Raw genomic sequence first — 21388 nt, 5'->3', positions numbered from 1 at the left:
CCGGCACCCCTCGCCCGCGGTAGGCGACCGGCACGCCCCCCACCCGCCGCGCGCCCCGCGAGCCCCCCTGGCGCCGTTGGTGCGGGCCCGTATCGTCGCGTGAAACCGGGCACTATTCGACAGCACCGTGGGGATCGGGTGCGGTCGCGCGCTGAGGCGGTACGGGAGATCACGGGTCGGGGCCGATGGGGGAGGGGGGGGGGGGGGGGGGGGGGGGGGGGGGGGCGGTGGGGGGGGCGGGGGCGGGGGCGGAGGGAGCGGGTCAGGTGGGACAGGCGGGGGGCCAGGCTGGTCAGGCCTCCGGGGAAGAAGTAGACGGCCAGGATGAAGACCGTGCCCAGGACGAACAGCGGCTGGCTCAGCGGGCGGCTGAGGACGGCCGGCAGGTTGTCCACGGCGTCGCTCGTGCCGAAGGCGGTGAGCCGGTGGTCCAGGTACATGTAGAGGACGCCGCCGAGCACCGGACCCCACCGGGTGCCCGGCCCGCCGAGCACCACCATGACCAGCAGCGACAGGGTCAGCTCGGAGGACGTGATGTGCGGCGACGCGCCGCCGACGATCAGGACGTAGACCACCCCGCCCGCCGACGCCAACCCGCCGGCCAGGGTGAACGCCACCAGCTTGTAACGGTACGGGTCCAGTCCGAGCACGCCGATCCGCCGCTCGTCGTCGCGCAGCCCGGCGAGCACCCGACCGGTAGGTGACCCGCTCACCCGGTGCACCACGAAGACCACAAGCGTCAGGTACGCCAGCGCCAACCAGTACAGGTTGACCGTGTTGGTCACCCCCACCAGCCCGGCGGGCAGCCCGGACACGTCCAGCGGCAGGCCCTCCTCGCCGCCGGTGAGCCCGCCGAAGTCCCGGGCCACCAGGATCGCGCCCACCTGGGCGAAGGCCAACGTGACCATGGCGAACGCGATGCCGACCGTCCGCAGCGCCACCGCGCCGAGCAGCGCCGCGAGGATGGTGCCGCCGGTGATGGTCAGCAGCGCAGCCTGCCACAGCGGCAGACCGGCCCGGGTGACCAGGATGTCGGTGCCGTAGACACCGGCGGCGAAGTACAGCGCGTGCCCGAAGGAGAGCATCCCGGTCCGGCCGAAGAGCAGGTCGTACCCGGCCGCCAACCCGCCGAAGATCAGGCAGATGGCGAGCAGTTGCAGGGTGCCGGGTGAGTTGACCGGCCCCTCGAAGATCCCCGGCAGGGTGATCGTCGAGTACGGCAGGATCGCCAACACGACCAGCGCGACCAGCGGCAGGAACGGGCGGACCCGGTGCCACCGCCCCCGCTGCGGACTCAGTTCGTCGGGTACCTGCGCGCGAGGCGCGTCGATCACCGTCATGCCGTTGCCACCTTTCCGGCGATGCCCTGCGGGCGCAGCAGCAGCACCACGGCCAGCAGTCCGACCACGCAGATGTCGCCCAGCCCGGACGTGCCGTAGTAGTTGACGAACTGCTGCACCAACCCGACCACGACCGCCGCGTACGCGGAGCCGACCACCGAGCCCATCCCGCCGATCACCACCACGATGAACGCGAAGATCAGCAGCGAGCCGCCCTGCCCGGGCGAGACGGTGCCGAAGTAGACCCCGCCGAGCGCGCCGGCGAGCGCGGCGGCCGCCCCACCGATCGCGAAGACCAGGGTGAACGCCTTGCGGACGTCGATGCCCAGCGCGGTCACCATCTCCCGGTTCTCCACCCCGGCCCGGATCACCAGGCCGTACCGGGTCCAGCGCAGGAACGCCAGGATCGCGCCGAGCACCAGCACCGCCGCGATGATCAGCAGCAGGCCGCCGTTGGGCACCTGCGCGCCGAGGATCCCGGTCACCTGCCGGGTCCAGCCCGGACGCGGGAACGGCCGGGCGTCCGCACCCCAGGTGGCCTGGAGCAACGCCACCCCGGCCAGGGACAGCCCGACGGTGACCAGCACCTGCTCGATGGTGCGGGAGTACAGCGGGCGGATCAGCACCAGCTCGACCAGGATCGCGACGAGCGTGCCGGCGGCGACCCCGAAGGCGACCGCGAGCACGAAGCCGAACCCGTCCGGGCCGGCGCCCGGCAGGTTGCCCGCCGCCCACCAGGTGCCGTACGCGCCGACGCCCAGGAACAGCCCGTGCGCGAAGTTGAGCACGTCGGCCAGACCGAAGACCAGGGACAGGCCGGAGGCGACCAGGAAGTACAGCGCCGCCAGGCCGAGCCCGGTCAGCGCCAACAGGATCACGGTGCCCATCAGAGCTTGTCCTTCCTCGCGACTGCGGGGCTCGCAAGCTCACTCCTCGCGCTCGGCGCAGCCGCCTCCGCGGAGCCGACACCGAGCAGCGACTTCGTCAACGCGGTCTCCAACAGCAGCTCGTGGGCGTCGCCGGTCCAGGCCACCTTGCCGGCGGCCAGCACGACCGCGTCACGGGCCAGCCGGCGTACGACGGCCAGGTTCTGCTCGACGAGCAGCACCGGCACCGACTCCGCGACCCGTTCCAACACCTCGGCCACCTCGGTCACCACCTTCGGCGCCAACCCCTTGGTCGGCTCGTCGACGAGCAGCAGCCGGTTGTCGTTGAGCAGCACCCGACCGATGGCGAGCATCTGCTGCTGCCCGCCGGAGAGCGAACCGGCCCGTTGCCGTCCGCGCCGGTCCAGCTCCGGAAAGAGCGCGAAGACCTTGTCGTACGCCGGGGTGCTGCCGCGCCGCTCGGCGAGCCGCAGGTTCTCGGCGACGGTGAGCCCGGCGAACACGCAGCGGTCCTCGGGCACGTAGCCGAGCCCGCCGCGGACCAGCCGGTGCGTCGGTCGGGCCAGCAGACTCTGCGCGCCCATCCGGATGGTGCCGCGGACCTCCCCGGCGGGCGGGGTGAGGCCGACGATCGCGCGCAGCGTGGTGGTCTTGCCGACGCCGTTGCGACCGAGCAGGACGGTCACGCCGGTCGGGGCGACAGTGAAGGACACGCCCTGGAGGATGTGCAGCCCAGAGATCCGGACCGACAGCTCCTCCACAGTGAGGATCGGTTCCATCAGAGCGACTCCCCCAGGTAGGCCTCTTGCACCGTGGGGTTGGCCATCACCGTCTCCGGGGTGTCGCAGGCCAGCAGCGCGCCGTGGTGCATGACGGCGATGCGGTCGGCCAGTTCGAGGATGACGTCCATGTGGTGTTCGACCATCAGCACCGCCCGGCCGCTGTCGCCGGTCAACGACTTGATGACGGCGACCAGCTCCGGTACGTCCTCCGCGCTGACCCCGGCCATCGGCTCGTCCAGGAGCATCACCCGCGGTTCACCGGCGAGCAGCAGGGCGATCTCCAGCTTGCGCTTCTCGCCGTGGGCCAGGGTGCCGGCGAGGGCCGTACCCCGGTGGGCCAGGCCGACCCGGTCGAGCGCCGCGTCGGCGGCGGCGGCGACCTCCCGGTCGGCCGCCGCCCGCCGCCACAGCGCCATCGAGCCCCCGCGGTGCGCCTGCACGGCGAGCCGGACGTTCTCCCGCACGCTCAGCGAGCCGAAGACCGAGGACGCCTGGAAGGTACGGCCCAGACCGAGGCGGGCCCGCCGGTGCGGCGGAAGCTCCCCGATGTCCTGCCCGTCCAGGGTGATCCGGCCCTCCGTGGCCCGGCGCAGGCCGGTGATCAGGTTGAACAGTGAGGTCTTACCGGCGCCGTTCGGCCCGATGACGCCCAGGAACTCCCCGGGCGCCAGATCGAGGTAGACGCTGTCGACGATGGCGACCTCACCGATCCGCCAGGTCAGACCGCGGGTGGCGAGCATGGTCAGCCCTTCATGGCCACGGCCGGCGGCGCGGTCTCGTCACCGGTGAGGCTCTTCTGCGCGGTCGCGGTGAACGCGGTGCCGCTGCCGGTCAGCTTGGCCTGGAACATCGGCTGGAGCAGCGCGTGGTCGGCGGCCCGGATGGTCATCTTGCCCTTGACCCCGTCGAAGCTCCAGCCCTCCAGGGCGGTGACCATCTTGTCGACGTCGTCCCCACCCTCCTGCGCGGCACGGACCACCATCTGCGCGGCGGCGAAGCCGTCCGGGTGGAACAGGTCGATGGTGTTGACCTTGGCCTTCAGGGCCTTGCTGGCCTCGGTGTCGCTGGCACCGTCGAAGTAGTGCGACAGGAAGGAGATCTTCGCGCCGGCGGCGCCGAAGGTCGGCCACGAGGCGCGGATGTCCAGGCCGGTGACGACCGTGGTGGACGAGAGCACGCCCTGCTGGTCGAGGGTCTGCCACATGGCCGGGGCGGTCGTGCCCGCCCACGCCACGAAGAGCAGGTCCGGCTTGGCGGCCTTGATCTGGCTGGCGAACGGGGTGAACTCGGTGGCGCTGGCCGGGGCCCGGACACTGCTCACGGTCGCGCCCGCGCCACCGATGACGGTCTTGACGGCCGCCTCGTTGGCGTCGCCGAACGCGCCGTCCTGGGCGAAGACGACGACCTTCTTGCCGGCCGGGTCGCCGATGAACGACTTGGCGGTCACCACATCCTGGTAGGACTGCCGACCGGAGCGGAAGGTGTACTTGTTCGCGCCGGTCACCGCGTCCGTGGCGGCCGGGCCGGAGATGAACAGCACCTTGTTCTGCGCCGCGATCGGCGCCACCTGGAGCGCCACACCGGAGGCGGTGGAGCCGGCGATGATCTTCGTGCCCTTGCCGATCAGGTCCTTTGCCGCGGAGACCGCCTTGGCCGGGTCGCCCGCGTCGTCGACCTCGGTCAGCTCGATCTTCCGGTCACCGACCTTGCCGGTGCCCTTGGTGGCGAAGTCCAGCCCCGCCTTGAACCCCTCGATGTACTGCTTTCCGTAGCTGGCCAGGGCTCCCGACTGGGAGTACACCAGGCCGACCTTGACCGGCGCGGCACTGTCGCCGCCGCCGGTGGCGGTGTCCTGCGGGCTGCCACAGGCCGTGGCGGCCAGCGCCGCGGCCATCATCGTGGCGGCGGAGAGGAACGCCCGCCGCGTCGTCCGGACCGTCATTGCGACTCCACATGAGGACTCAGAGGGAGAGAACTTCTTCGTGACGGCTCACGCTAGAAGTGACGTCACCCACGAGCTATGTGGCGGAAACACACAAGTAACAGGATTGAGGTGGCCGGAGGTTACAACGGGCCGCACTACCAGTCGGCAGCCCACGCTCTCGATGGCCCGAACCCCCACCGACCACCCGAGCCGTGTGTCGCCCCTCGCCATCCGCCCGGTTCGGTCAACCGCAGGGCCCGTCGTGGGCCGCCGCGCGTCGGCAGCGCCGACGATCGTCGAGCAGGCTGCCACAGAAGACCCGATGACGTACGCACTGAGCGTCCTCCTCGGATACCGTCGTCTCCGCCCGATCGACGTCGGCGAGGAAACCCAGCGCCCGGGTGATCACCCGGGCGAACCGCAGCGCCCCCGGCAGGTCTGCCGCGACCACCGGCAGGTGAACCACGAAACGCTCTCTCTCCATGCGCACAGCCATCACCCTCGACTCGTCGACCTGGTGGGCGGTCCGGTGTGCGGGTAGGGGACGCCCACCGGACCGCCCGGCCCCACGCCCGCAGCCCTGATCGGCGGCGGTACGAACGCGGAGCCCACCTCACGCCCGCCCCCGAGGGTTTGCCGAACCAACCGGAGCCAGACATCAGCAACCTACCCCAAATACTTGTGTAGGTCGACCCCCGCGAAGCAGTGACACCACAGCCTGTTGCAGTAACTGGTGTAGGCCGGCATGATCGAGGACGCCGAACCGACCGGAGTCCTCACCATGCCCACAGCAGAAGCCCCGTATCGCCGCATCGCCAACGAGATCGCCGCGAAGATCAAGAGCGGCGACCTGAAGCCTGGCGACAAGCTGCCCTCCACGCGGGAACTCGCCGAGGCTTACGCCGTGCACATGAACACGGCCTCGCGGGCGCTCTCGCTGCTGCACGACCGCGAGCTGATCACCGGCCAGCCCGGCCGCGGCACCTACGTCGCCGAACACTCACGCGACTAACTCATTCAGCTGTCAGATCAAGGACACGCCGTTCGCCCCTGATGCCACCCGTCAACCGTTCGGGCTGGTGAGCGGCATGACGCTGACCAGCACACCGCTCCGCCTAACTGACAGGACAGAAGCGAGTCGCACTGTCCGCTACCTTCACATCACCATTGGTGATGTCTGCAGGGAGGCGCGGTGTCGGCCAACGACGATTTCTTCCGGTCCCGCAAAGCCGCAGCAGTACTCAAGCACGGGATCTTGAAGCGGTACCCGGTCGTCTTCGCATCCAAGACCGGCCAAGGAAATCCCGTCGTATTCCTCGATGGCTACGCTGGGGCCGGCGAGTACGACGATGGCCAACCCGGCTCCCCTGTACTGCTCAGCCAGTGTGCGGACTTCGTCGGCAAGTACCGAGACGTACGCGGATTCTTCGTCGAGCAGGACCCTGCCAATTTCGAGAATCTGCAGCAGGTCCTCGCCAACCAGGGTGGCGCCATGCGGCGCGAGCTACGCCAAGGCAGTCTGGATCGCCACCTCCCCGAACTGCTCGCGCTGGCGAAGGGCGCCTCCCTCTTCGCCTTCCTAGATCCGTTCGGGCCGGCGCTGGATTTCAACCTCATCAAGACCCACCTGCTCGGGCGCGCCAAGTGGCCACCGACCGAGATCCTGCTTCACTTCAGCGTGCTGTCAGTGGCCCGAATGGGCAGCGCTGTTCATAAAGCCCAACAGAGGCGAGGGGAGCTGACGGGAGCCGATCGGATGACCGCCGACAAGCTTGACCGCTTCCTCGGCGGCGGGTGGTGGCGGGATCACTTCGCCAAGGTGACCGACGACCGAGACGACAAGCGCGCTACCGACGTCGCGCTTCAGGTGTGGCAGGAGTACGAGAAGAAGCTGACGTCTGGCACGCGGTACCAAGCTGTTCGGATGCCGGTACGACCGCGCCCTGATCTCGCGCCAAAGTACGTCCTTGCTCTCTTCACCACTCACACCGAGGGTGCCTGGCACTTCGCGGATGCACTCGGCAAGGCGGGCGTGGAGTGGGAGAAGGCCTGGCAGGAGGAACAGTGGCGCCGCGGCGAGGCTGACACCCCTCCACTCTTCGGGATGCCGGAGTTCGACGCTACCGAGTACGTGCGGAAGCACTCCCCCAAGTGGGTTCGGGAGATCAAGCAGAACCTTGACGACCTCCTCGAACGACACTCCCAGCTTCGAGCTGCCGACTGGGTTCCTGAGGTGTACGGCAAGGTTCTCGGCCAAGCCTCAGCGGTCAACGTCGGAGCAGCAATTCGAGACCTTCACGAAGAAGGCCGGGTCATCAATTCGGGGACGGGCAAGTTCTGGAACACGGTTCTCCGCCGCTCTTAGCCAGCGGGGGTGATCGCAGCAGCGGCGATCAGGCTGCAGCAAGGATCCGGGGAGTCGGCATCTCATCCCAGGTTCGGCCATCTAGCGTGCGACCACCCGCCTTGGGTGTACGGCCCCCCCACTGCTTGAAGAAGAAGGCAGTATCCGCACTGCTGCATTGGTCGCGAAGGTCGATGACCCAGGATTTGTTCATCGGTCGACAGCCTTGGCCTGACTCGCCGCCCGCAATTAGCCAGTCCACTCCGGCGAGGTTCAGATCCCGCAACGGGCCGAGCAGCGGCTCGGCAGAGATGAAGCGAACCGCCGCTGGCACCTGCCGGAGGCAGTCGATCCGACTCCGATGGCTCTCGTCTTCGACGCTCACACCCATCCACACGTTGGCGGGCCAGTCAAGGTGATGCGCAACCTTGGCAAGCCGAGACGCACGCTTCGTCAGCACCTGGAAGGTGTGGCGGGGCGTCTCGCGCATCACCTCAAAAACTTGCTGCACGTAGTTGAGGGGAACCTTCGCGTGGAACAAGTCTGACATCGAGTTAACAAAGACTGTCCGGGGATCACGCCAGCGTCGCGGTATGTCAAGCGCGTCAGGGTGGAGCGCGATCCCGAAACCCGGCCCAGACGTGCGAGGGTCACCATCAGTCTGATACTTGGCTGAGCCCATGGCCTTCAGACGCTTGGCGAGAGTCAACGCATAGCAGTTGTCGCAGCCCGACGAGATGCGGTCACAACCTGTGGTGGGGTTCCAGGTTGCTTCCGTCCACTCGATGGCGCTTTTGTCCGCCATGCGCCCCTCCTTCCGCTCGTCGCGCCAATACTGTCGAACAACCGTACGCATGGGAAGGGTTGCGCGGCGTGTCGGCCCATTGAGTTCGCTACGCAAGGGAAGCACCCCGCGTCGGCCTACAGGCCGGTTTCAGCCAATTGCGCAGCCAGCAGCAATGCTCCTCGGACCGCCTCTTCGACGACCAGCTGGCGAAGATCGCCGCGGCATCCCTGATGCTGCTGCCTCAACCCGCCCCGAGGCAGCAGCATCAGTGAAATTGCTGCCACTCTCCCGCCGCCTCTGCAAGATCGTGCTCAAATTATGGATGTAGTGGCCTCGGTCGCTTAGTGACACCACTACAACCTGGATCGAGCGCGATCTTGCGGCGGACCCGCCCCGGCGTGCCGCTGGCCCGTCGTCCGGGTGACGGACGACGGGCCAGCGTATGGGGCCGGGCGTGGTCGGCCCGGCGGCCGGCCCGGAGCGGATCAGCCCCGGGCCGAGGTGTGGGTCAGCGGCCGGCGCGGGCGGCGACGGCAGTGTCCGGGTGGTCGCTGAAGACGCCGTCGAGGCCCAGGCCGAGGAAGAGCTCGTACTCGGCGGTGATGTCACCGCGCGCGTTCGGGTCGGTGCCGATCCGGAAGTCCACCGGGAGGAACTGGTTCTCGGCGCGGAACGTCCAGGAGTGCACGAGCAGGTGCTCCCGGTGCGCGTCGCGCACCACGGTGGTCGGGGCGAGCAGGGCGCCGGCGGCGTTCCGGGGGACGATCAGGTTCTTGTTCGCGCCGATGCCGTCGGCGTACCCGGCGATCCACTTCAGCCCGGCCGGCGTGGCCAGGTCCTGGTAGGTGCGGGCGTCACCGGCGACGGTGAAGTCGTAGGGGCGGCCGGTCGCGTCGAGCAGTTGGACCAGCTTCACGTCGGTCAGCCCGCTCAGGCGACGCAGGTTGGCCGTCTCGAACGACTGGATGAAGACCGGCGAGTTCTTCCGGTCCAACTTGTTCTGCCGCAGCACCCGCAGCAGCGGCTCCTCCAACGGCAGTTTGATCGAGGCGAAGTAGCTCGGGTGCTTGGTCTCCGGGTAGATGCCGATGGTGCGGCCCCGTGCCCGCCCCTCGGTCCGGGCCAGGTCGATGACTTCCTGGAGGGTGGGCACCTCGAAGCGGCCGTCGAAGGCGGTGTTCGCGACGCGTACCTGCGGCAGCCGCTCCTTGGCCCGCAGCGTCTTCAGCTCGGCGAGGGTGAAGTCCTCGGTGAACCAACCGGTCACCGCGACGCCGTCGATGGTCTTCGTCGTCTTGCGGGCCGCGAACTCCGGGCGGGTCGACACGTCGGTGGTGCCGGAGATTTCGTTCTCGTGCCGGGCGACCAGCACGCCGTCGGAGGTCGAGACCAGGTCCGGCTCGATGTAGTCGGCACCCATCCGGATCGCCAACCGGTACGCCTCCAGCGTGTGCTCCGGCCGGTAGCCGCTGGCGCCACGGTGACCGATCACGAGTGGTCGGTCGTTGGCCTGGGAGCGGTCCGCGTTCGCGGCCGGTTCGGCCACGGCCGTGGTCGGCAGGGCCACGGCGGCAGCGAGCAGAGCGCCGGCCACGCCAAGGGTCGAGAGGGTACGTCGCAACGCCGTCTCCTGTCATCGATTGGTCCGGGTAAGCAGACCGCCCGTGACTTGCCAGGAGTTGGTCGATGGCTGACCGGCAGATGAATCTCCGGAATGCCCGTTCCCACTCCAGGGCCCCGGGCGAACAGGAAGATTGTCTGGTGCGCCGGTTTTTCCGCAATCCCGTGCGGCTGGTGCCGTTCGCGTTCCTGGTGCCGATCCTGCTCGGTACCGGGTTGCTCATGGCGCGCTGGGCGACCGTCGAACACCAGCGCCCGCCCCTGGTCACCGCGCTCTTCACCGCCACCTCGGCCGTGTCGGTGACCGGCATGGCCATCACCGACACGCCGAACTACTGGTCCGGCGGTGGACTGCTGGTGATCACCCTGCTCACCCAACTCGGCGGCCTCGGCATCCTCACCGTCGCGGCGTTGGTCATCCTGGTGGTCTCCAGTCAGCTCGGGCTGCGCAACCGGTTGCTGGTGCAGGCCGAGACGGCGGAGTTCGGCATCGGTGACGTCGGCCGGTTGCTCCGCCGGATCGCGCTGACCGTCTTCGCCTGCGAGGCGGTGATGACCGTGCTGGTCGCCGGTCGGCTCTGGCTCACCTATGACTATCCCTTCGGGCAGGCCCTCTGGTCGGGCGTCTTCCACGCCGTGCAGGCGTTCAACAACGGTGGCTTCGCGCTCTACACCGACGGCCTGCTGGCCTTCGGTCGTGACCCGTGGGTGTCGCTGCCGCTGGCGATCGGCGCGATCGTCGGCGGTCTCGGGTTTCCCGCGCTGTTCGAGGCAATCCGGGAGTGGCGTCAACCGGCGCACTGGGCGGTGGCGACGAAGTTGACCATCTGGGGCAGCGTGGTGTTGCTGCTGGTCGGCTTCGCTGGCCTGCTCGCCGCCGAGTGGACCAACGCGGGCACGATCGGCCAGTACGACGTACCGGGCAAGGCCCTCGCGTCGTTCACCCAGATCGCGCTGAGCCGCACCGGCGGGTTCAGCGTCCTGGACATCACCGCTCTCCAGGAGGAGAGCTACCCCCTGCTGATCGTGTTGATGTTCATCGGCGGCGGCAGTGCCAGCACGGCCGGTGGCATCAAGGTCTCCACGTTCTTCCTGCTGGCGTTCACCATCTGGGCGGAGTTGCGGGGTGAGCCAGACGTGACGATCGGGCACCGGCGGGTGGCCACCGCGAGCCAGCGGCAGGCGATCACCGTGGCGCTGCTCAGCGTCGCGTTGGTAATGGCCGGCACCATGTTGTTGCTGCTGCTCACCGAGGGCGTCCGCTTCGTGGCGGCCCTGTTCGAGATCACCTCGGCGTTCAGCACCACCGGTCTGACCACCGGTCTGGCCGCGGAACTGCCGGCCGGCGGCCAACTGGCGCTGACCGTGCTGATGTTCATCGGCCGGGTCGGGACGCTCACCCTGGGGTCGGCGATCGCCCTGAACACCCGACGCCGGCTCTACCGCTATCCCCAGGAGCAACCCATTGTCGGCTAGGGCGTGTTTCGGAAGTGTCGGCCGGCCCGCAGGTCGGAAAGGCGCCCTTGGAAGCAGGGAGGGCCGAGATGTCGGCTAGACGGGCGGACAGCGGCGGCATCGTGGTGATCGGGCTGGGTCGATTCGGTTGCCACCTGGCCGGGTCGCTGGCCCGGATGAACCGTGAGGTGTTGGCCATCGACCGCAGCCCGGCGAAGGTGCAGCGCTGGTCGGCGCAGCTCGACCGGGTGGTCCAGGCCGACGCGACCGAGGAGGGGGCGCTGCGGCAGCTGGGCATCACCGGTTTCGGGCGGGCGGTGGTGGCCATCGGGGCCTCGGTGGAGGCGAGCGTGCTCACCGTGTTGGCGCTGGTCGAGCTGGGTGTGCCCCAGATCTGGGCGCGGGCCACGTCGCAGAAGCACGCCAAGATCCTGGCATCGGTGGGTGCGCACCACGTGATCTTCCCGGAGGCGGAGACCGGAGACCGGGTCGCGCACCTGATCGTGAGCCGGTTGCTCGACTTCATCGAGTTCGACGATGACTTCGCCATCGCCACCGTGCGGGTGCCGGAATCCCTGGTCGGGCGCACCCTGCTCGACCTGCGGCCGGAGGAGCGCTACGGGGTTCGCGTGGTCGGTGCCAAGCTGCCGGGCGAACGCTTCCGGTACGCGTCCGACGACATCGCACTCCCCCGGGGCGGGGTGGTCATCGTCGAGGGCGGGATCGATCAGGTGCAGCGATTCGCGGGTCTGCACTGACCTACTGCGCCGGAAGACCTTTCGCCCGGCGGAGCGTTCAGTGCCTCATCGCAACGAGCTGCGCCTCGTGCGTTGCGTTGATTTCGTCCCGGATGCAACGAATTCACGTCGCTGACCTGTGTAAACAAGCCACTGTCGCAACGTTGCAGTTGAAGGAACATGGAAAGCAACGTAGCGTTTCTGGTGTTCGAAACAACCGGTCACCAAGGAGCGCATCATGCAACAGTTCGACAGCCCGACCCCGATCACCGCCGTCCTCGACATCCCCGCCGGGCGGGTGCGGTTCATCGCCGCCGACCGCGCCGACACCGTGGTCGAGGTCCTCCCCGCCGACGCCACGAACGGCCGCGACGTGAAGGTCGCCGAGCAGACCACCGTCGACTACCGCGACGGCGTCCTGCGGATCGAGACCTCGGCGAAGAACCAGCCCTTCGGAAGCTCCGGATCCGTCGAGGTGACGGTCCAACTGCCCGCCGGTTCCCGGATCCAGGCCAAGGCCGCCAGCGCGGAACTCCGGGCCGTCGGACGGTTCGGCGACGTCTCCTTCGACGGCGCGCAGGGGCACATCAAGCTCGACGAGGTCGCCAGTGTCCGCCTCACCACCTCCGCCGGCGACGTCTCGATCGGCCGCCTCAACGGCCCCGCGGAGATCAAGACCCAGAAGGGCGACATCCGGATCACCGAGGCGGTGCGCGGCGCGGTCGTCCTCCGCACCGACGCCGGCGAGGTGACGGTCGGCGCCGCCCACGGCGTCTCGGCCTCGCTTGACGCCGGCACCTCGTACGGCCGGATCCACAACTCGCTCAGGAACACCGACGGCACCGCGGACCTGACCATCCACGCGACCACCGCCTACGGCGACATCACCGCCCGCAGCCTCTGAACGGCACGATCGCGGGGCGGAACCGATCAGGGCCGCCGGACCAACTGGTCCGACGGCCCTGATGCGTGGCGATACGGGGTGGCCCGGTCACTTCCGGTGACCACCCGGCCCCTTGGTCACCTTTCCGCTTTTCCCGGACCACCACCCGCGGCCTTTGGTTTCGAGGGGAGCTTCGGCGGCTTGGCCTTCGTGGCACCGCCGCCCGCACCGGAGCCGCTCCGCACCGTCGCGGCCTTGGGCGGCGCCTTCGTCGTGGCGGCCTTGCTCGGCGGGGCCGTGGACGGCGCGGTGCCGGCGACCCCGGACACCCGGACCCCACAGGTCGCCTCGCCGAGCCGGAACTCGACCGGCAAGGGGTTCGCCCCGCTGTACCTACCCGTGAGGGTCACCTTCTCGGCAGCACCGGGGGCCAGCGTGGTGCGCTGGGCCGCCGGCCGGACCAGCACCGTGCTCCCCTGCTGGTGCACCGGCGCGGGCTCCGCCTTCGTCACCTCCTGCTGCCCGGGGAAGGTGAAGCTCATCGTCCAGTCCCGCAGCTCACGGCCCCCGGTGTTGGTCAGGGTCAGCTCGGCGGCGAACTCGCTGCCGGAGTCGGTGCGCAGCGCGTACGCCACCTCGCAGGGCGCCGCCGCCGGCAGACCCATCCGCGCCTCCGTCGTCGGCCGGTCGCCGCCGCTGGCCGGGCTGCGCGAGGTGAAGCCCCACATCGCCCCGGTGACCGCGATCAGGCCGACGGCGGCCACTCCGGCCTCCACCCGCCGCCGCCGGGTCACCCGCTGCCGCGTCCGACGGTCCCGGTTGCGGGTCCGCGACAACGGCAACGCGTCGGTCGCCGCCGACCAGGGCAGGATCGTGGTACGCGCACTGCCGAGCATGGCCTCGTCCAGCGGCCCGGCGGCTGGGGACACCGGCACCGCCGCGAGCATGCCGGCCGCCTCGGCGAGCGTCCGGGTCAGCTCGGCGGTGGCCGGCCGGTCCGCGGGCCGCTTGGCCAGGCAGCGTCCGACCAGTTCGGCCACCCCGTCGGGCAGGCCCGGGACGCTGGGCATCGGGTCCGGGTCGTTGTACATGTGGGCACGCAGCATCTGGGTGGTGGTGCTGGCCTGCCACGGCAGTCGGCCGGTGAGCATCCGGTAGAGCAGCAGCCCCACGGCGTAGACGTCGGTGGCCGGGGAGACCTGGCCGTTGTCCAGCCGCTCCGGGGCGAGGTACGCGGGAGTGCCCAACAGGGCGCCGTCCGGGCCCTTCTCGCTCTCCCCCACGAGCGCGGAGATGCCGAAGTCGACGACCTTGACCCCGGTCGAGGTGAGCATGACGTTGCCCGGGGTGACGTCGCGGTGCACCACACCTCGGGCATGCGCGGTGGCCAGCGCCGAGCTGACCTCCGCGCCGATGGTCACCGCGTCCCGCCACGGCAGCCGGCTCTCCCGGCCCAACCGGTGGGCCAGTGAAGCGCCGTCGACCAACTCCATCACCACGTACGGCACGGTGAGGCCAACCTGCTCGGACTCGCCGTAGTCGTACACGTTGGTGATGTTGGGGTGGCAGAGCCGCGCGGCGGCCTGCGCCTCGATCCGGATGCGGTGGCGGAAGGCCCGGTCGCTGGCCAGCCGGGAGGCCAGCACCTTCACCGCGACCTGGCGGCCGAGCACCTCGTCGTAGCCACGCCAGACCACCGACATCCCGCCAGCGCCGAGCTGCTCGATCAGCCGGTACCGCTCATCGAGCAACTGCGCGCCGTTTCGATCCCCACCACCCATGGTGAGCGATGTTGCCCAGGAACGGCCCGCCTACACCTGGGGTATCGGAATCGGTCAGGATTGTCACCCGATCAGGCAGTGGCCAGCAGTTGGTCCACCGGGGCGTAGTCGTCGGTCAACACCATCGCCCCGCCGACGAAGTCCGTCAGCGCCGCGCCGGAGAGCAGGCTGACCTTCGGATCCACCTCGGCGAGCCGGGCCCGGACGGCTTCCAGCGGCAGCGGCGCGTCGGAGCCGACGATGAGGAAGTTGGAGCCCTGCTCCTCGGCGAGCGCCTCCGGCGGCGCGATCAACGCGACGTGCCGGAACTCGGCGGCCACCGTGGCCAGCTCGGCGCGGATGAACCGCAGCGGCGGGTAGTCGATGACGTTCTGCACGTAGACGCCGCCGGGGCGGGTCACCCGCCGGACGTCGGCGGCCATCTCCCGGGTGGCCAGGTGCCAGGGCACCACCAGGTGCCCGAACGCATCGCCGACCACCAGGTCACGGCTGTCGGTCGGCTCGCCGGCGACCAGCATCCGGGCGTCACCCACCACCGCCCGCAGCTCCGGCCCCGGCCGTACGCCCAGCTCCTGCTCGCCCAGCTCGACCAGCCCACCGTCGATCTCGAACACCAGGTTGTCGGTGCCCGGTCGGGTGGCGGTCAGGTAGCGCGGCACGGTGAACCCGCCGCCGCCCAGGTGCAGCGCGTCCAGGCGTTGACCGGCCGGCGCGGCGACGTCGGCGACCGCGCCGATCCACTTCGTGTACGCGTACTCCAGGTGCCTGGGGTCGGCGAGGTCCACGTACGAGTGCTGGGCGGAGTTGAGCAGCAGCGTCCGCCCGCTGGGCCGGGAGGGGTCCGAGGTGACCCGGGCGCAGTGGTACGCCGTCTCGATGTCGCACGGGTTGGGTGCCACGGTGGTCAGCCCCGCCCCGACCAGGCCGAGCACGGCCAGCGCGGCTCGGGCCCGGGCCGGGCCGGGCAGCTCGGTGGGTTCCTGCCGGCGCAGGTACCAGCCGAGGCCGATACCGACCAGCCCGAGCGCGAGCGCCAGGGCCAGCAGGATGACGGTGCTGCGCAACGCGGCGACCAGCACGAACCCGGTGAGCAGGGTTGCGGTGATGCCGCCCAGGGTGCCGATCCCGGAGAGTCGACCGACCACCTGTCCGGTGCGGCGCAGGTCGGCGAGCTGGAGTTTCACGACCAACGGGGTGACCGCGGCCAACAGCGCGGCCGGCACGAACACCGCCAGCGCCACCAGCAGCAGGATGCCGCTGGCCGCGCCACCGCGCAGCACCTCACCGGCGTAGCGGACGACGGGCAGGGTGACCGCGGTGGCGATGCCGGCCAGCACCAGCGCGGGCGCCAGCAGGCCCCGCGGGTTGCGCCGGTCGGCCAGCCAGCCGCCGGACCAGGCCCCGTACGCGATCGCGGCCAGCGCGATGCCGATCACCGAGCTGGTCACCTGGAGGGTCACCCCGACGTACGGGCCGACCAGGCGCAGCGCGACGGTCTCCAGCACCAGCACCGCACCGCTGGAGAAGAAGACCAGGAAGGCGGCCAGGCCGTTGGGCAGCGCCCGGCCGGTGATCGGCACGGGCGGGGCCGGGGAAGCCAGCGGGGCCGCTACGTCGGACGGTGGGGAACTCATCGTCGCGATGGTACGCAGCGAAGCTGGTGCTTCGGGTCAGTACATCGAGAGATGAACATGGTTCGTGTGATCTGCGGCCGGGCTACCACTGCCGCTGTACGAGCGCCACCCGGTGCCGGGGTGCCAGATCTGCCGGTACCAGATCACGTAGAGCACACCCAGTCGACTGGCGTTGCGCACGTGCCAGGCGGCCAGGCTGTCCCCGTACGCCTTGTCGCCGCCGGTCGCCGAGCGGTCCTCGAAGCCGTTCGTGGCAGCCGCGAAGTCGCAGGCCCGGCCCTTCGGGTGCTCGCCGCCACCCCCGCTGCGGTGGCAGGAGACGTGCCGCTTGTAGCCGGCCGCCTGGGTCTGCTTGAGCGCGTTGAGGGTGCGCGGGGTGATGCAGCCGGAGGTGGTCGGGTCGTTCACGGAGCAGGATTCCGACGGCCAGGACCCGTCGGAGTTGCGCGGGGCCGGCTTCGCCGAGAGGGAGTTGCCACCGCTGAAACCGTTGCTGCCGCCGGAGCTGACCTCGGCGAGCGCCTCCTCGGCCTCTTTCTTCTTCTTAGCCATCACGGCGAGCTGCTTCTGCTGCTCGCGGACCTCGGCGTCGATGGCGACCTTGGCCTGCTTCGCCTGCTGCTGGGCTTCGGTGAGATCACGCAGCCGCTTGCTGTCCCGCTGGGCCATCAGGTCGAGGTCGCCCGCGCGTTGCAGGAACGCCTCCGGCGTGGCGGTGTTGAGCAGCATCGAGACCGCACTCAGCCGACCAACCCGGTACGACTGGGCGGCCACCTCGCCCACCTGGCTGCTCAGCCCGACCAGCCGACCCTCCAGCGCGGTCAGCTCACCGGTCAGCGCCGTCTGCCGACGCTTGGAGTTGTCCAGTTTCGCCTTGGCCTCGATGTGGCCCTTGGCGGTCAACTCCAGCGCGTCCCGCAGCTTCTTGCTGCCACCCTCGCCGGGCTCCGCGTACGCGGGCACGGCGGCACCGCCGAGCACCAGCGCGGCGGCGGCGAGCAGGGCGAACAGAGCGCGGCGACCGAGCCGCGAGCTGAGCCTGGTCCTGGGCACGAAAGCGTCCTTCCGTCGACCGCCGGCCCCCCATTGAACACTGCACGGCGGCGCCGGTCGGCGGCCTGCTGGCGGGAGACCGCCGGTCACGATACCGGACTGTGGGCCGGTGACCAGCCCCCCGACCCCCGAGCTGTCTCGATGTCGACGGAGCGTCCCGACGCGGTTGCGCAGCGCGCGGATCAGGTGCTGAGCAGCGCGTCGTGCACCTCGGCCCAGACCTGCTCGTTGGCCGCGACGAGCAGACCACGGCCGTCGTCGGCGGGGTGGTAGTCGACGCCGTCGAACCGGCGGGCGACGCCCCCGGCGGCACGGACCAGCAGGGTGCCCGGGGCGTGGTCCCACGGCAGGGTGCGCCAGAACAGGGCGAACTGCTGCTCGCCGGTGAGGATGTCCAGGTACTCCCGGCCGGCGCAGTGCTGGCCGGGCAGCAGCTCACCGAGCCGCCGACCGCCCGCGCGGACCCGGTCACGGGTCTCCGGCGGCAGGAACCGGGTCATCGCCGCGCCGCGCAACTCGCCGAGCGACGGCACCGAGCCGGTGCCGTCCACCGGTCGACCGTTGAGCAGGGTGCCCTCGTCCGCCGAGCCGGCGGCGAGAGTGTCGGCGAGCGGGTCGAGGATCCACCCGGCGGTCGGCCGCCCCTCGCGCAGCAGCGCCACCATCAGGGCGAACGGCCGACGACCCGCGGCGAAGTTGGCGGTGCCGTCGACCGGGTCGACCAGCCACACGTCCCCGCCGTCGCGTAGGTGCCGCAGCAACCCCGGATCGTCGGCGACACCCTCCTCGCCGACCACCATCGAGCCCGGCCGCAGCCGGCGCAAACCCGCCGAGAGCAGCTCCTCGGCCCGGCGGTCGGCGACGGTGACCACCTCGCCGGGCGCCTTCTCCGACACGTCATCGTCGTCGAGCTTGCGGAACAGCGGCAGCACGACCTGCTCGGCGGCCTCCCAAAGCAGGCCGCCAACGTCGTCCAGCAGGGTGTCAGCCACGCGGCGGCAGCTTGACCACGCTGACGAAGAACTCGTCGATCTGACGGACCACAGAGATGAAGCGCTCGAAGTCCACCGGCTTGGTCACGTAGGCGTTGGCGTGCAGCTGGTAGCTGCGCAGAATGTCCTCGTCGGCCTGTGAGGTGGTGAGCACCACCACCGGGATCCGGCGCAGGTCCTGGTCCTTCTTGATTTCTTCCAGCACCTCCCGGCCGTCGCGCCGGGGCAGGTTGAGGTCGAGCAGGATCAGGTCGGGCGCCACCGCGTCGGCGTACTGACCCTCCCGTCGCAGGTAGGCGAGCGCCTCGGCCCCGTCGGAGACGACGGTCAGCCGGTTACGCAGCTTGTGTTCGTCGAACGCCTCCTGGGTCATCAGCACGTCACCCGGGTCGTCCTCCACGAGCAGGACCTCGATCGGGCTCTTGCCATCCGCCGGCGCGGTCATCCCACCGTCTCCCTCATGTCACCCGTTCTACCGCTTTCCAGCGTCTCGTCGGCCCGGTCCGGCTGGTCCGGCCCGTCGGCCTGCTCCGTCAGCGCTGCCGAAGCCTCGGTCGAGGGCGTCGTGTCGCCTGCGGTCAGGGCGTTCGGCTCCGCCACCGAATCGGCAGCGGCAGCCGCCTCCACGTCCCCCGGAAGCGCCGGCAGGGTGAACCGGATCGCGGTGCCCTCCGGCACGTCGGTGTCCACCCAGACGCGACCGCCGTGGTACTCGACGATCTTCTTGACGATCGCCAACCCGATGCCGGTGCCCGGGTACGCGTCCTTCGAGTGCAGCCGCTGGAAGATCACGAAGATCTTGTCGGCGAACTCCGGCTCGATCCCGATGCCGTTGTCCTGGCAGGTGATCTCCCACTCGGCACCCACCAACCGGGCCGAGACGTGCACCTTCGACGGTACGTCCGGACGGCGGAACTTGATCGAGTTGCTGACCAGGTTGGCCAGCAGGTTGGTGAGCAGCGGTTCCTCACCCAGGATCACCGGCAGGTCGGTCCAGGTCAGCTCGGCGTCCGCGTACTGCCGGGCGGCCTCGGTCTGGCCGGCCACGTCGCCCATCACCTTGTTGAGGTCGACCTCGACGAAGCCGGTGGTGAGCCGCCCGATCCGGGAGAACGCGAGCAGATCGTTGATCAGGCGCTGCATCCGTTGCGCGCCGTCCACCGCGAAGGCGATGTACTGGTCGGCCCGCTCGTCGAGCTGACCGGCGTAACGGCGCTGGAGCAGCTGGCAGAAGCTGGCGACCTTGCGCAGCGGCTCCTGCAGGTCGTGCGAGGCCACGTACGCGAACTGCTCCAGGTCACGGTTGGACCGGGTCAGCTCCTCGGCCTGCTTCTGGAGTTGGTTGTTGACCCACTCGATGCGCTCGCGGGCGGCCCGGACCTCGGCCAGGTCGGCGGCGATCTTCTGCCGCATCGCGTCCACGTCCTCGCCGAGTTGGATGAACTCCGGCGGGCCGACGGTGGCGATGCCGTGCTGGTAGTCGCCCTCGGCGACCTCGCGGACCTGGGTGGCAAGGCCGGTCAGTGGCCGGATGACCATCCGGTCCAGCGAGAGCAGCAGCACCGCACCGGCGACGACCACCACCAGGGCGGCGACGATCAGCAGGACGACCAGCACGTTGCTGCTGGTGCGCACGTCGGTGGCGGCCTGCTCCCGGGCGGCCAGGATCTCCCCCTGGAGGTCGTTCACCGCCGACCGCACCTGGTCGAACTGCTGCCGGGCCCGTTCGGTGACCAACGCCTGACCGGCACTGGTGCCGCTCTGCTCGGTGGTGGTGATCACCGGCTCCGCCACCGACTGCCGCCACTGCGCCGTCTTCTCCTCGACGACCCGCAGCTCCTGGCCGATCTGTGGATAGTCGTCGAGCAGCGTCCGCATCGAGGCGACGACGCTCTTCTCCTGTTCGAGCCCCTCCTGGTAAGGGCTCAGGTCGGCCAGATCGCCACTGACCGCGTACCCCCGGATCGCCGTCTCCTGGTCGAGCAGCGCGTTGAGCAGCTCCTGCGACTGCACCCGTAACGGGCCGGTCTGGTTCAGCACGGCGTCGATCTGGGTGCGGTTGCGGGCGGCCATCGCCGCCTCCGCGGTGGCCAGGCCGATCAGCAACACGCCCACGACGGTGAGCAGGGTGATCACCCGGCGGCGCAGACTCCAGCCGCCGATAACCGGCTTCACCGGCCACCGCCCCGGCTGACCAGCAGCATGGCCACGTCGTCGGCGAGCGGGCCCCCGTTGAGCCGCTCGGCCCGCCCGACCAGCCAGGCCGGCAGCTCGGGCAGCGACACCGAACGGTTGTCCGGCTCGTCCAGCAACCCGCTGAGGCCCGGCACGTCGAGCCGTTCGTCGCCGGCACCCACCCGCCCCTCGATCAGGCCGTCGGTGTACATCAACAGGGACCAGTCATCGGTGTCGAACTCCAGGTCGTAGGCGATCGGCCGGCGAGGACGTACGCCCAGCAGCCGGCCGCCGGGCGCGGACACCGGGGCGACCCGGCCGCCGGAGAGCAGCAACGGTGGTGGGTGCCCGGCCAGACGGACGGTGGCCCGGTTGGCGTCCAGGTCAAGTCTGACGGTGGCCACCGTCGCGAAGATCTCCTGGAGGCGGCGCTCACTCATCAGCACCTGCTCCAGCGCGGGCAGCACCTCGTCGTCCGGCACTCCGGCGAGCACCAGGGCCCGCCAGGCCACCCGCAGCTCGACCCCGAGCGCGGCCTCGTCCACCCCGTGCCCACAGACGTCGCCGACGATCAGGTCGAGACGGTCCGGATGGGTCTGCACCACGTCGAAGAAGTCCCCGCCGATCAACGCGGCGTGCCGGCCGGGCCGGTAGAAGGTGTGCACCGCCACCTGATCGGTCGTCATCAGCGGTTGGGGCAGCAGGCCGCGTTCGAGTCGGGCGGACTCGGCCTGGCGCAGCTCGACCTCGCGCAACCGGCGGGCGTTCTCGTCGGCGCGCTTACGCTCCACGGCGTAGCGCAGCGCCCGGGTCAGCAGCACCCCGTCGACCTGGCCCTTGACCAGATAGTCCTGGGCACCCTCGGCGACCGCCACGACGCCCAGGTGCTCGTCCGTGCGGCCGGTCAGCACGCAGACCGCGGCGCCACTGGGCATCTCCAGCAACTGGCGCAGCCCGTCCAGCCCCTGCGCGTCGGGCAGGCCCAGGTCGAGCA

Annotated in this window: 19 protein-coding genes and 1 pseudogene; 5 read left to right on the top strand and 15 right to left on the bottom strand. The window is 70.2% G+C overall.

Features of this window, described 5'->3' with window-relative positions; genetic code table 11:
* Positions 1 to 245: 245 nt before the first annotated feature.
* From PSH25_RS14455 to PSH25_RS14430, 6 genes and pseudogenes are all read right to left on the bottom strand, one after another.
* Positions 246 to 1340 (bottom strand): annotated as a pseudogene (locus PSH25_RS14455) (branched-chain amino acid ABC transporter permease); the annotation flags it as partial.
* Positions 1337 to 2227 carry a branched-chain amino acid ABC transporter permease gene (locus PSH25_RS14450; protein WP_238659587.1) on the bottom strand — a complete coding sequence of 297 codons (891 nt, stop codon included), beginning with the start codon at positions 2225 to 2227 and terminating at the stop codon, positions 1337 to 1339. The pseudogene PSH25_RS14455 and the gene PSH25_RS14450, both read right to left, overlap by 4 nt.
* Positions 2227 to 3006, bottom strand: coding sequence for an ABC transporter ATP-binding protein (locus PSH25_RS14445; protein ID WP_238659586.1), 780 nt, complete (start codon positions 3004 to 3006; stop codon positions 2227 to 2229). Before PSH25_RS14445 ends, PSH25_RS14450 begins: the two co-directional genes overlap by 1 nt.
* Positions 3006 to 3749 (bottom strand): ABC transporter ATP-binding protein, encoded by a 744-nt coding sequence (locus PSH25_RS14440; protein ID WP_238659585.1) that lies wholly within the window; start codon positions 3747 to 3749, stop codon positions 3006 to 3008. Before PSH25_RS14440 ends, PSH25_RS14445 begins: the two co-directional genes overlap by 1 nt.
* Positions 3750 to 3751: 2 nt before the next feature.
* The gene (locus tag PSH25_RS14435) at positions 3752 to 4951 is read right to left on the bottom strand and encodes a substrate-binding domain-containing protein (protein WP_238659584.1); all 1200 of its coding nucleotides are present in this window, start codon (positions 4949 to 4951) and stop codon (positions 3752 to 3754) included.
* A 226-nt stretch (positions 4952 to 5177) separates the two neighbouring features.
* Positions 5178 to 5417 (bottom strand): hypothetical protein, encoded by a 240-nt coding sequence (locus PSH25_RS14430; RefSeq protein WP_238659589.1) that lies wholly within the window; start codon positions 5415 to 5417, stop codon positions 5178 to 5180.
* Between the two features lie 261 nt (positions 5418 to 5678).
* On the opposite strand from PSH25_RS14430, the gene PSH25_RS14425 reads away from it, so the two are divergent.
* Positions 5679 to 5945: a GntR family transcriptional regulator gene (locus PSH25_RS14425; RefSeq protein WP_238659583.1), complete on the top strand. Its 267-nt coding sequence runs from the start codon at positions 5679 to 5681 to the stop codon at positions 5943 to 5945.
* 180 nt (positions 5946 to 6125) lie between these two features.
* Positions 6126 to 7298, top strand: coding sequence for a three-Cys-motif partner protein TcmP (gene tcmP, locus PSH25_RS14420; protein ID WP_238659582.1), 1173 nt, complete (start codon positions 6126 to 6128; stop codon positions 7296 to 7298).
* A gap of 28 nt (positions 7299 to 7326) precedes the next feature.
* Here the strand turns inward: tcmP and PSH25_RS14415 are convergent, their stop codons facing one another.
* Positions 7327 to 8082: a DUF5131 family protein gene (locus PSH25_RS14415; RefSeq protein WP_238659581.1), complete on the bottom strand. Its 756-nt coding sequence runs from the start codon at positions 8080 to 8082 to the stop codon at positions 7327 to 7329.
* Between the two features lie 490 nt (positions 8083 to 8572).
* Complete coding sequence (locus tag PSH25_RS14410) at positions 8573 to 9685, bottom strand: glycerophosphodiester phosphodiesterase (RefSeq protein WP_238659580.1); 1113 nt, start codon at positions 9683 to 9685, stop codon at positions 8573 to 8575.
* Between the two features lie 140 nt (positions 9686 to 9825).
* On the opposite strand from PSH25_RS14410, the gene PSH25_RS14405 reads away from it, so the two are divergent.
* The 3 genes from PSH25_RS14405 (at position 9826) to PSH25_RS14395 (ending at position 12780) form a co-directional block, all read left to right on the top strand.
* Positions 9826 to 11160 carry a TrkH family potassium uptake protein gene (locus tag PSH25_RS14405; RefSeq protein WP_238659579.1) on the top strand — a complete coding sequence of 445 codons (1335 nt, stop codon included), beginning with the start codon at positions 9826 to 9828 and terminating at the stop codon, positions 11158 to 11160.
* A gap of 68 nt (positions 11161 to 11228) precedes the next feature.
* Positions 11229 to 11897, top strand: a complete 669-nt coding sequence (locus PSH25_RS14400) for a potassium channel family protein (protein ID WP_238659578.1) — start codon at positions 11229 to 11231, stop codon at positions 11895 to 11897.
* Between the two features lie 217 nt (positions 11898 to 12114).
* The gene (locus PSH25_RS14395) at positions 12115 to 12780 is read left to right on the top strand and encodes a DUF4097 family beta strand repeat-containing protein (protein ID WP_238659577.1); all 666 of its coding nucleotides are present in this window, start codon (positions 12115 to 12117) and stop codon (positions 12778 to 12780) included.
* Between the two features lie 116 nt (positions 12781 to 12896).
* Here PSH25_RS14395 and PSH25_RS14390 read toward each other — a convergent pair whose 3' ends face one another.
* The 7 genes from PSH25_RS14390 to PSH25_RS14360 all read right to left on the bottom strand — a co-directional run.
* Complete coding sequence (locus PSH25_RS14390) at positions 12897 to 14540, bottom strand: serine/threonine-protein kinase (protein WP_238659576.1); 1644 nt, start codon at positions 14538 to 14540, stop codon at positions 12897 to 12899.
* A gap of 71 nt (positions 14541 to 14611) precedes the next feature.
* The gene (locus tag PSH25_RS14385; RefSeq protein ID WP_238659575.1) at positions 14612 to 16174 is read right to left on the bottom strand and encodes a fused MFS/spermidine synthase; all 1563 of its coding nucleotides are present in this window, start codon (positions 16172 to 16174) and stop codon (positions 14612 to 14614) included.
* Positions 16175 to 16210: 36 nt separating this feature from the next.
* A complete protein-coding gene (locus PSH25_RS14380; protein ID WP_372492794.1) occupies positions 16211 to 17227 on the bottom strand; it encodes a coiled-coil domain-containing protein in 1017 nt (338 codons plus the stop codon).
* 182 nt (positions 17228 to 17409) lie between these two features.
* Positions 17410 to 18219 (bottom strand): inositol monophosphatase family protein, encoded by an 810-nt coding sequence (locus PSH25_RS14375; protein WP_238659574.1) that lies wholly within the window; start codon positions 18217 to 18219, stop codon positions 17410 to 17412.
* Positions 18212 to 18664, bottom strand: coding sequence for a response regulator (locus PSH25_RS14370; RefSeq protein WP_238659573.1), 453 nt, complete (start codon positions 18662 to 18664; stop codon positions 18212 to 18214). The genes PSH25_RS14375 and PSH25_RS14370 overlap by 8 nt, the downstream gene beginning before the upstream one ends.
* Positions 18661 to 20394 carry a sensor histidine kinase gene (locus tag PSH25_RS14365; RefSeq protein ID WP_238659572.1) on the bottom strand — a complete coding sequence of 578 codons (1734 nt, stop codon included), beginning with the start codon at positions 20392 to 20394 and terminating at the stop codon, positions 18661 to 18663. The genes PSH25_RS14370 and PSH25_RS14365 overlap by 4 nt, the downstream gene beginning before the upstream one ends.
* Positions 20391 to 21388, bottom strand: a 998-nt coding sequence (locus tag PSH25_RS14360; protein ID WP_238659571.1) for a PP2C family protein-serine/threonine phosphatase, incomplete at its 5' end; no start/stop codon positions are given. The genes PSH25_RS14365 and PSH25_RS14360, both read right to left, overlap by 4 nt.

This window comes from Micromonospora foliorum (assembly GCF_022229015.1).
Lineage (GTDB): Bacteria > Actinomycetota > Actinomycetes > Mycobacteriales > Micromonosporaceae > Micromonospora > Micromonospora foliorum.
Note: the sequence above shows the minus strand (reverse complement) of the source record. Positions and strands in the feature narration are given on the sequence as shown.

What these genes read in the sequence shown, in the direction of transcription:
- PSH25_RS14450 (WP_238659587.1), bottom strand. Translation starts at nt 2,227, where the DNA reads ATGGGCACCGTGATCCTGTTGGCGCTGACCGGGCTCGGCCTGGCGGCG.
- PSH25_RS14445 (WP_238659586.1), bottom strand. Translation starts at nt 3,006, where the DNA reads ATGGAACCGATCCTCACTGTGGAGGAGCTGTCGGTCCGGATCTCTGGG.
- PSH25_RS14440 (WP_238659585.1), bottom strand. Translation starts at nt 3,749, where the DNA reads ATGCTCGCCACCCGCGGTCTGACCTGGCGGATCGGTGAGGTCGCCATC.
- PSH25_RS14435 (WP_238659584.1), bottom strand. Translation starts at nt 4,951, where the DNA reads ATGACGGTCCGGACGACGCGGCGGGCGTTCCTCTCCGCCGCCACGATG.
- PSH25_RS14430 (WP_238659589.1), bottom strand. Translation starts at nt 5,417, where the DNA reads ATGGAGAGAGAGCGTTTCGTGGTTCACCTGCCGGTGGTCGCGGCAGAC.
- PSH25_RS14425 (WP_238659583.1), top strand. Translation starts at nt 5,679, where the DNA reads ATGATCGAGGACGCCGAACCGACCGGAGTCCTCACCATGCCCACAGCA.
- PSH25_RS14415 (WP_238659581.1), bottom strand. Translation starts at nt 8,082, where the DNA reads ATGGCGGACAAAAGCGCCATCGAGTGGACGGAAGCAACCTGGAACCCC.
- PSH25_RS14400 (WP_238659578.1), top strand. Translation starts at nt 11,229, where the DNA reads ATGTCGGCTAGACGGGCGGACAGCGGCGGCATCGTGGTGATCGGGCTG.
- PSH25_RS14395 (WP_238659577.1), top strand. Translation starts at nt 12,115, where the DNA reads ATGCAACAGTTCGACAGCCCGACCCCGATCACCGCCGTCCTCGACATC.
- PSH25_RS14390 (WP_238659576.1), bottom strand. Translation starts at nt 14,540, where the DNA reads ATGGGTGGTGGGGATCGAAACGGCGCGCAGTTGCTCGATGAGCGGTAC.
- PSH25_RS14385 (WP_238659575.1), bottom strand. Translation starts at nt 16,174, where the DNA reads ATGAGTTCCCCACCGTCCGACGTAGCGGCCCCGCTGGCTTCCCCGGCC.
- PSH25_RS14370 (WP_238659573.1), bottom strand. Translation starts at nt 18,664, where the DNA reads ATGACCGCGCCGGCGGATGGCAAGAGCCCGATCGAGGTCCTGCTCGTG.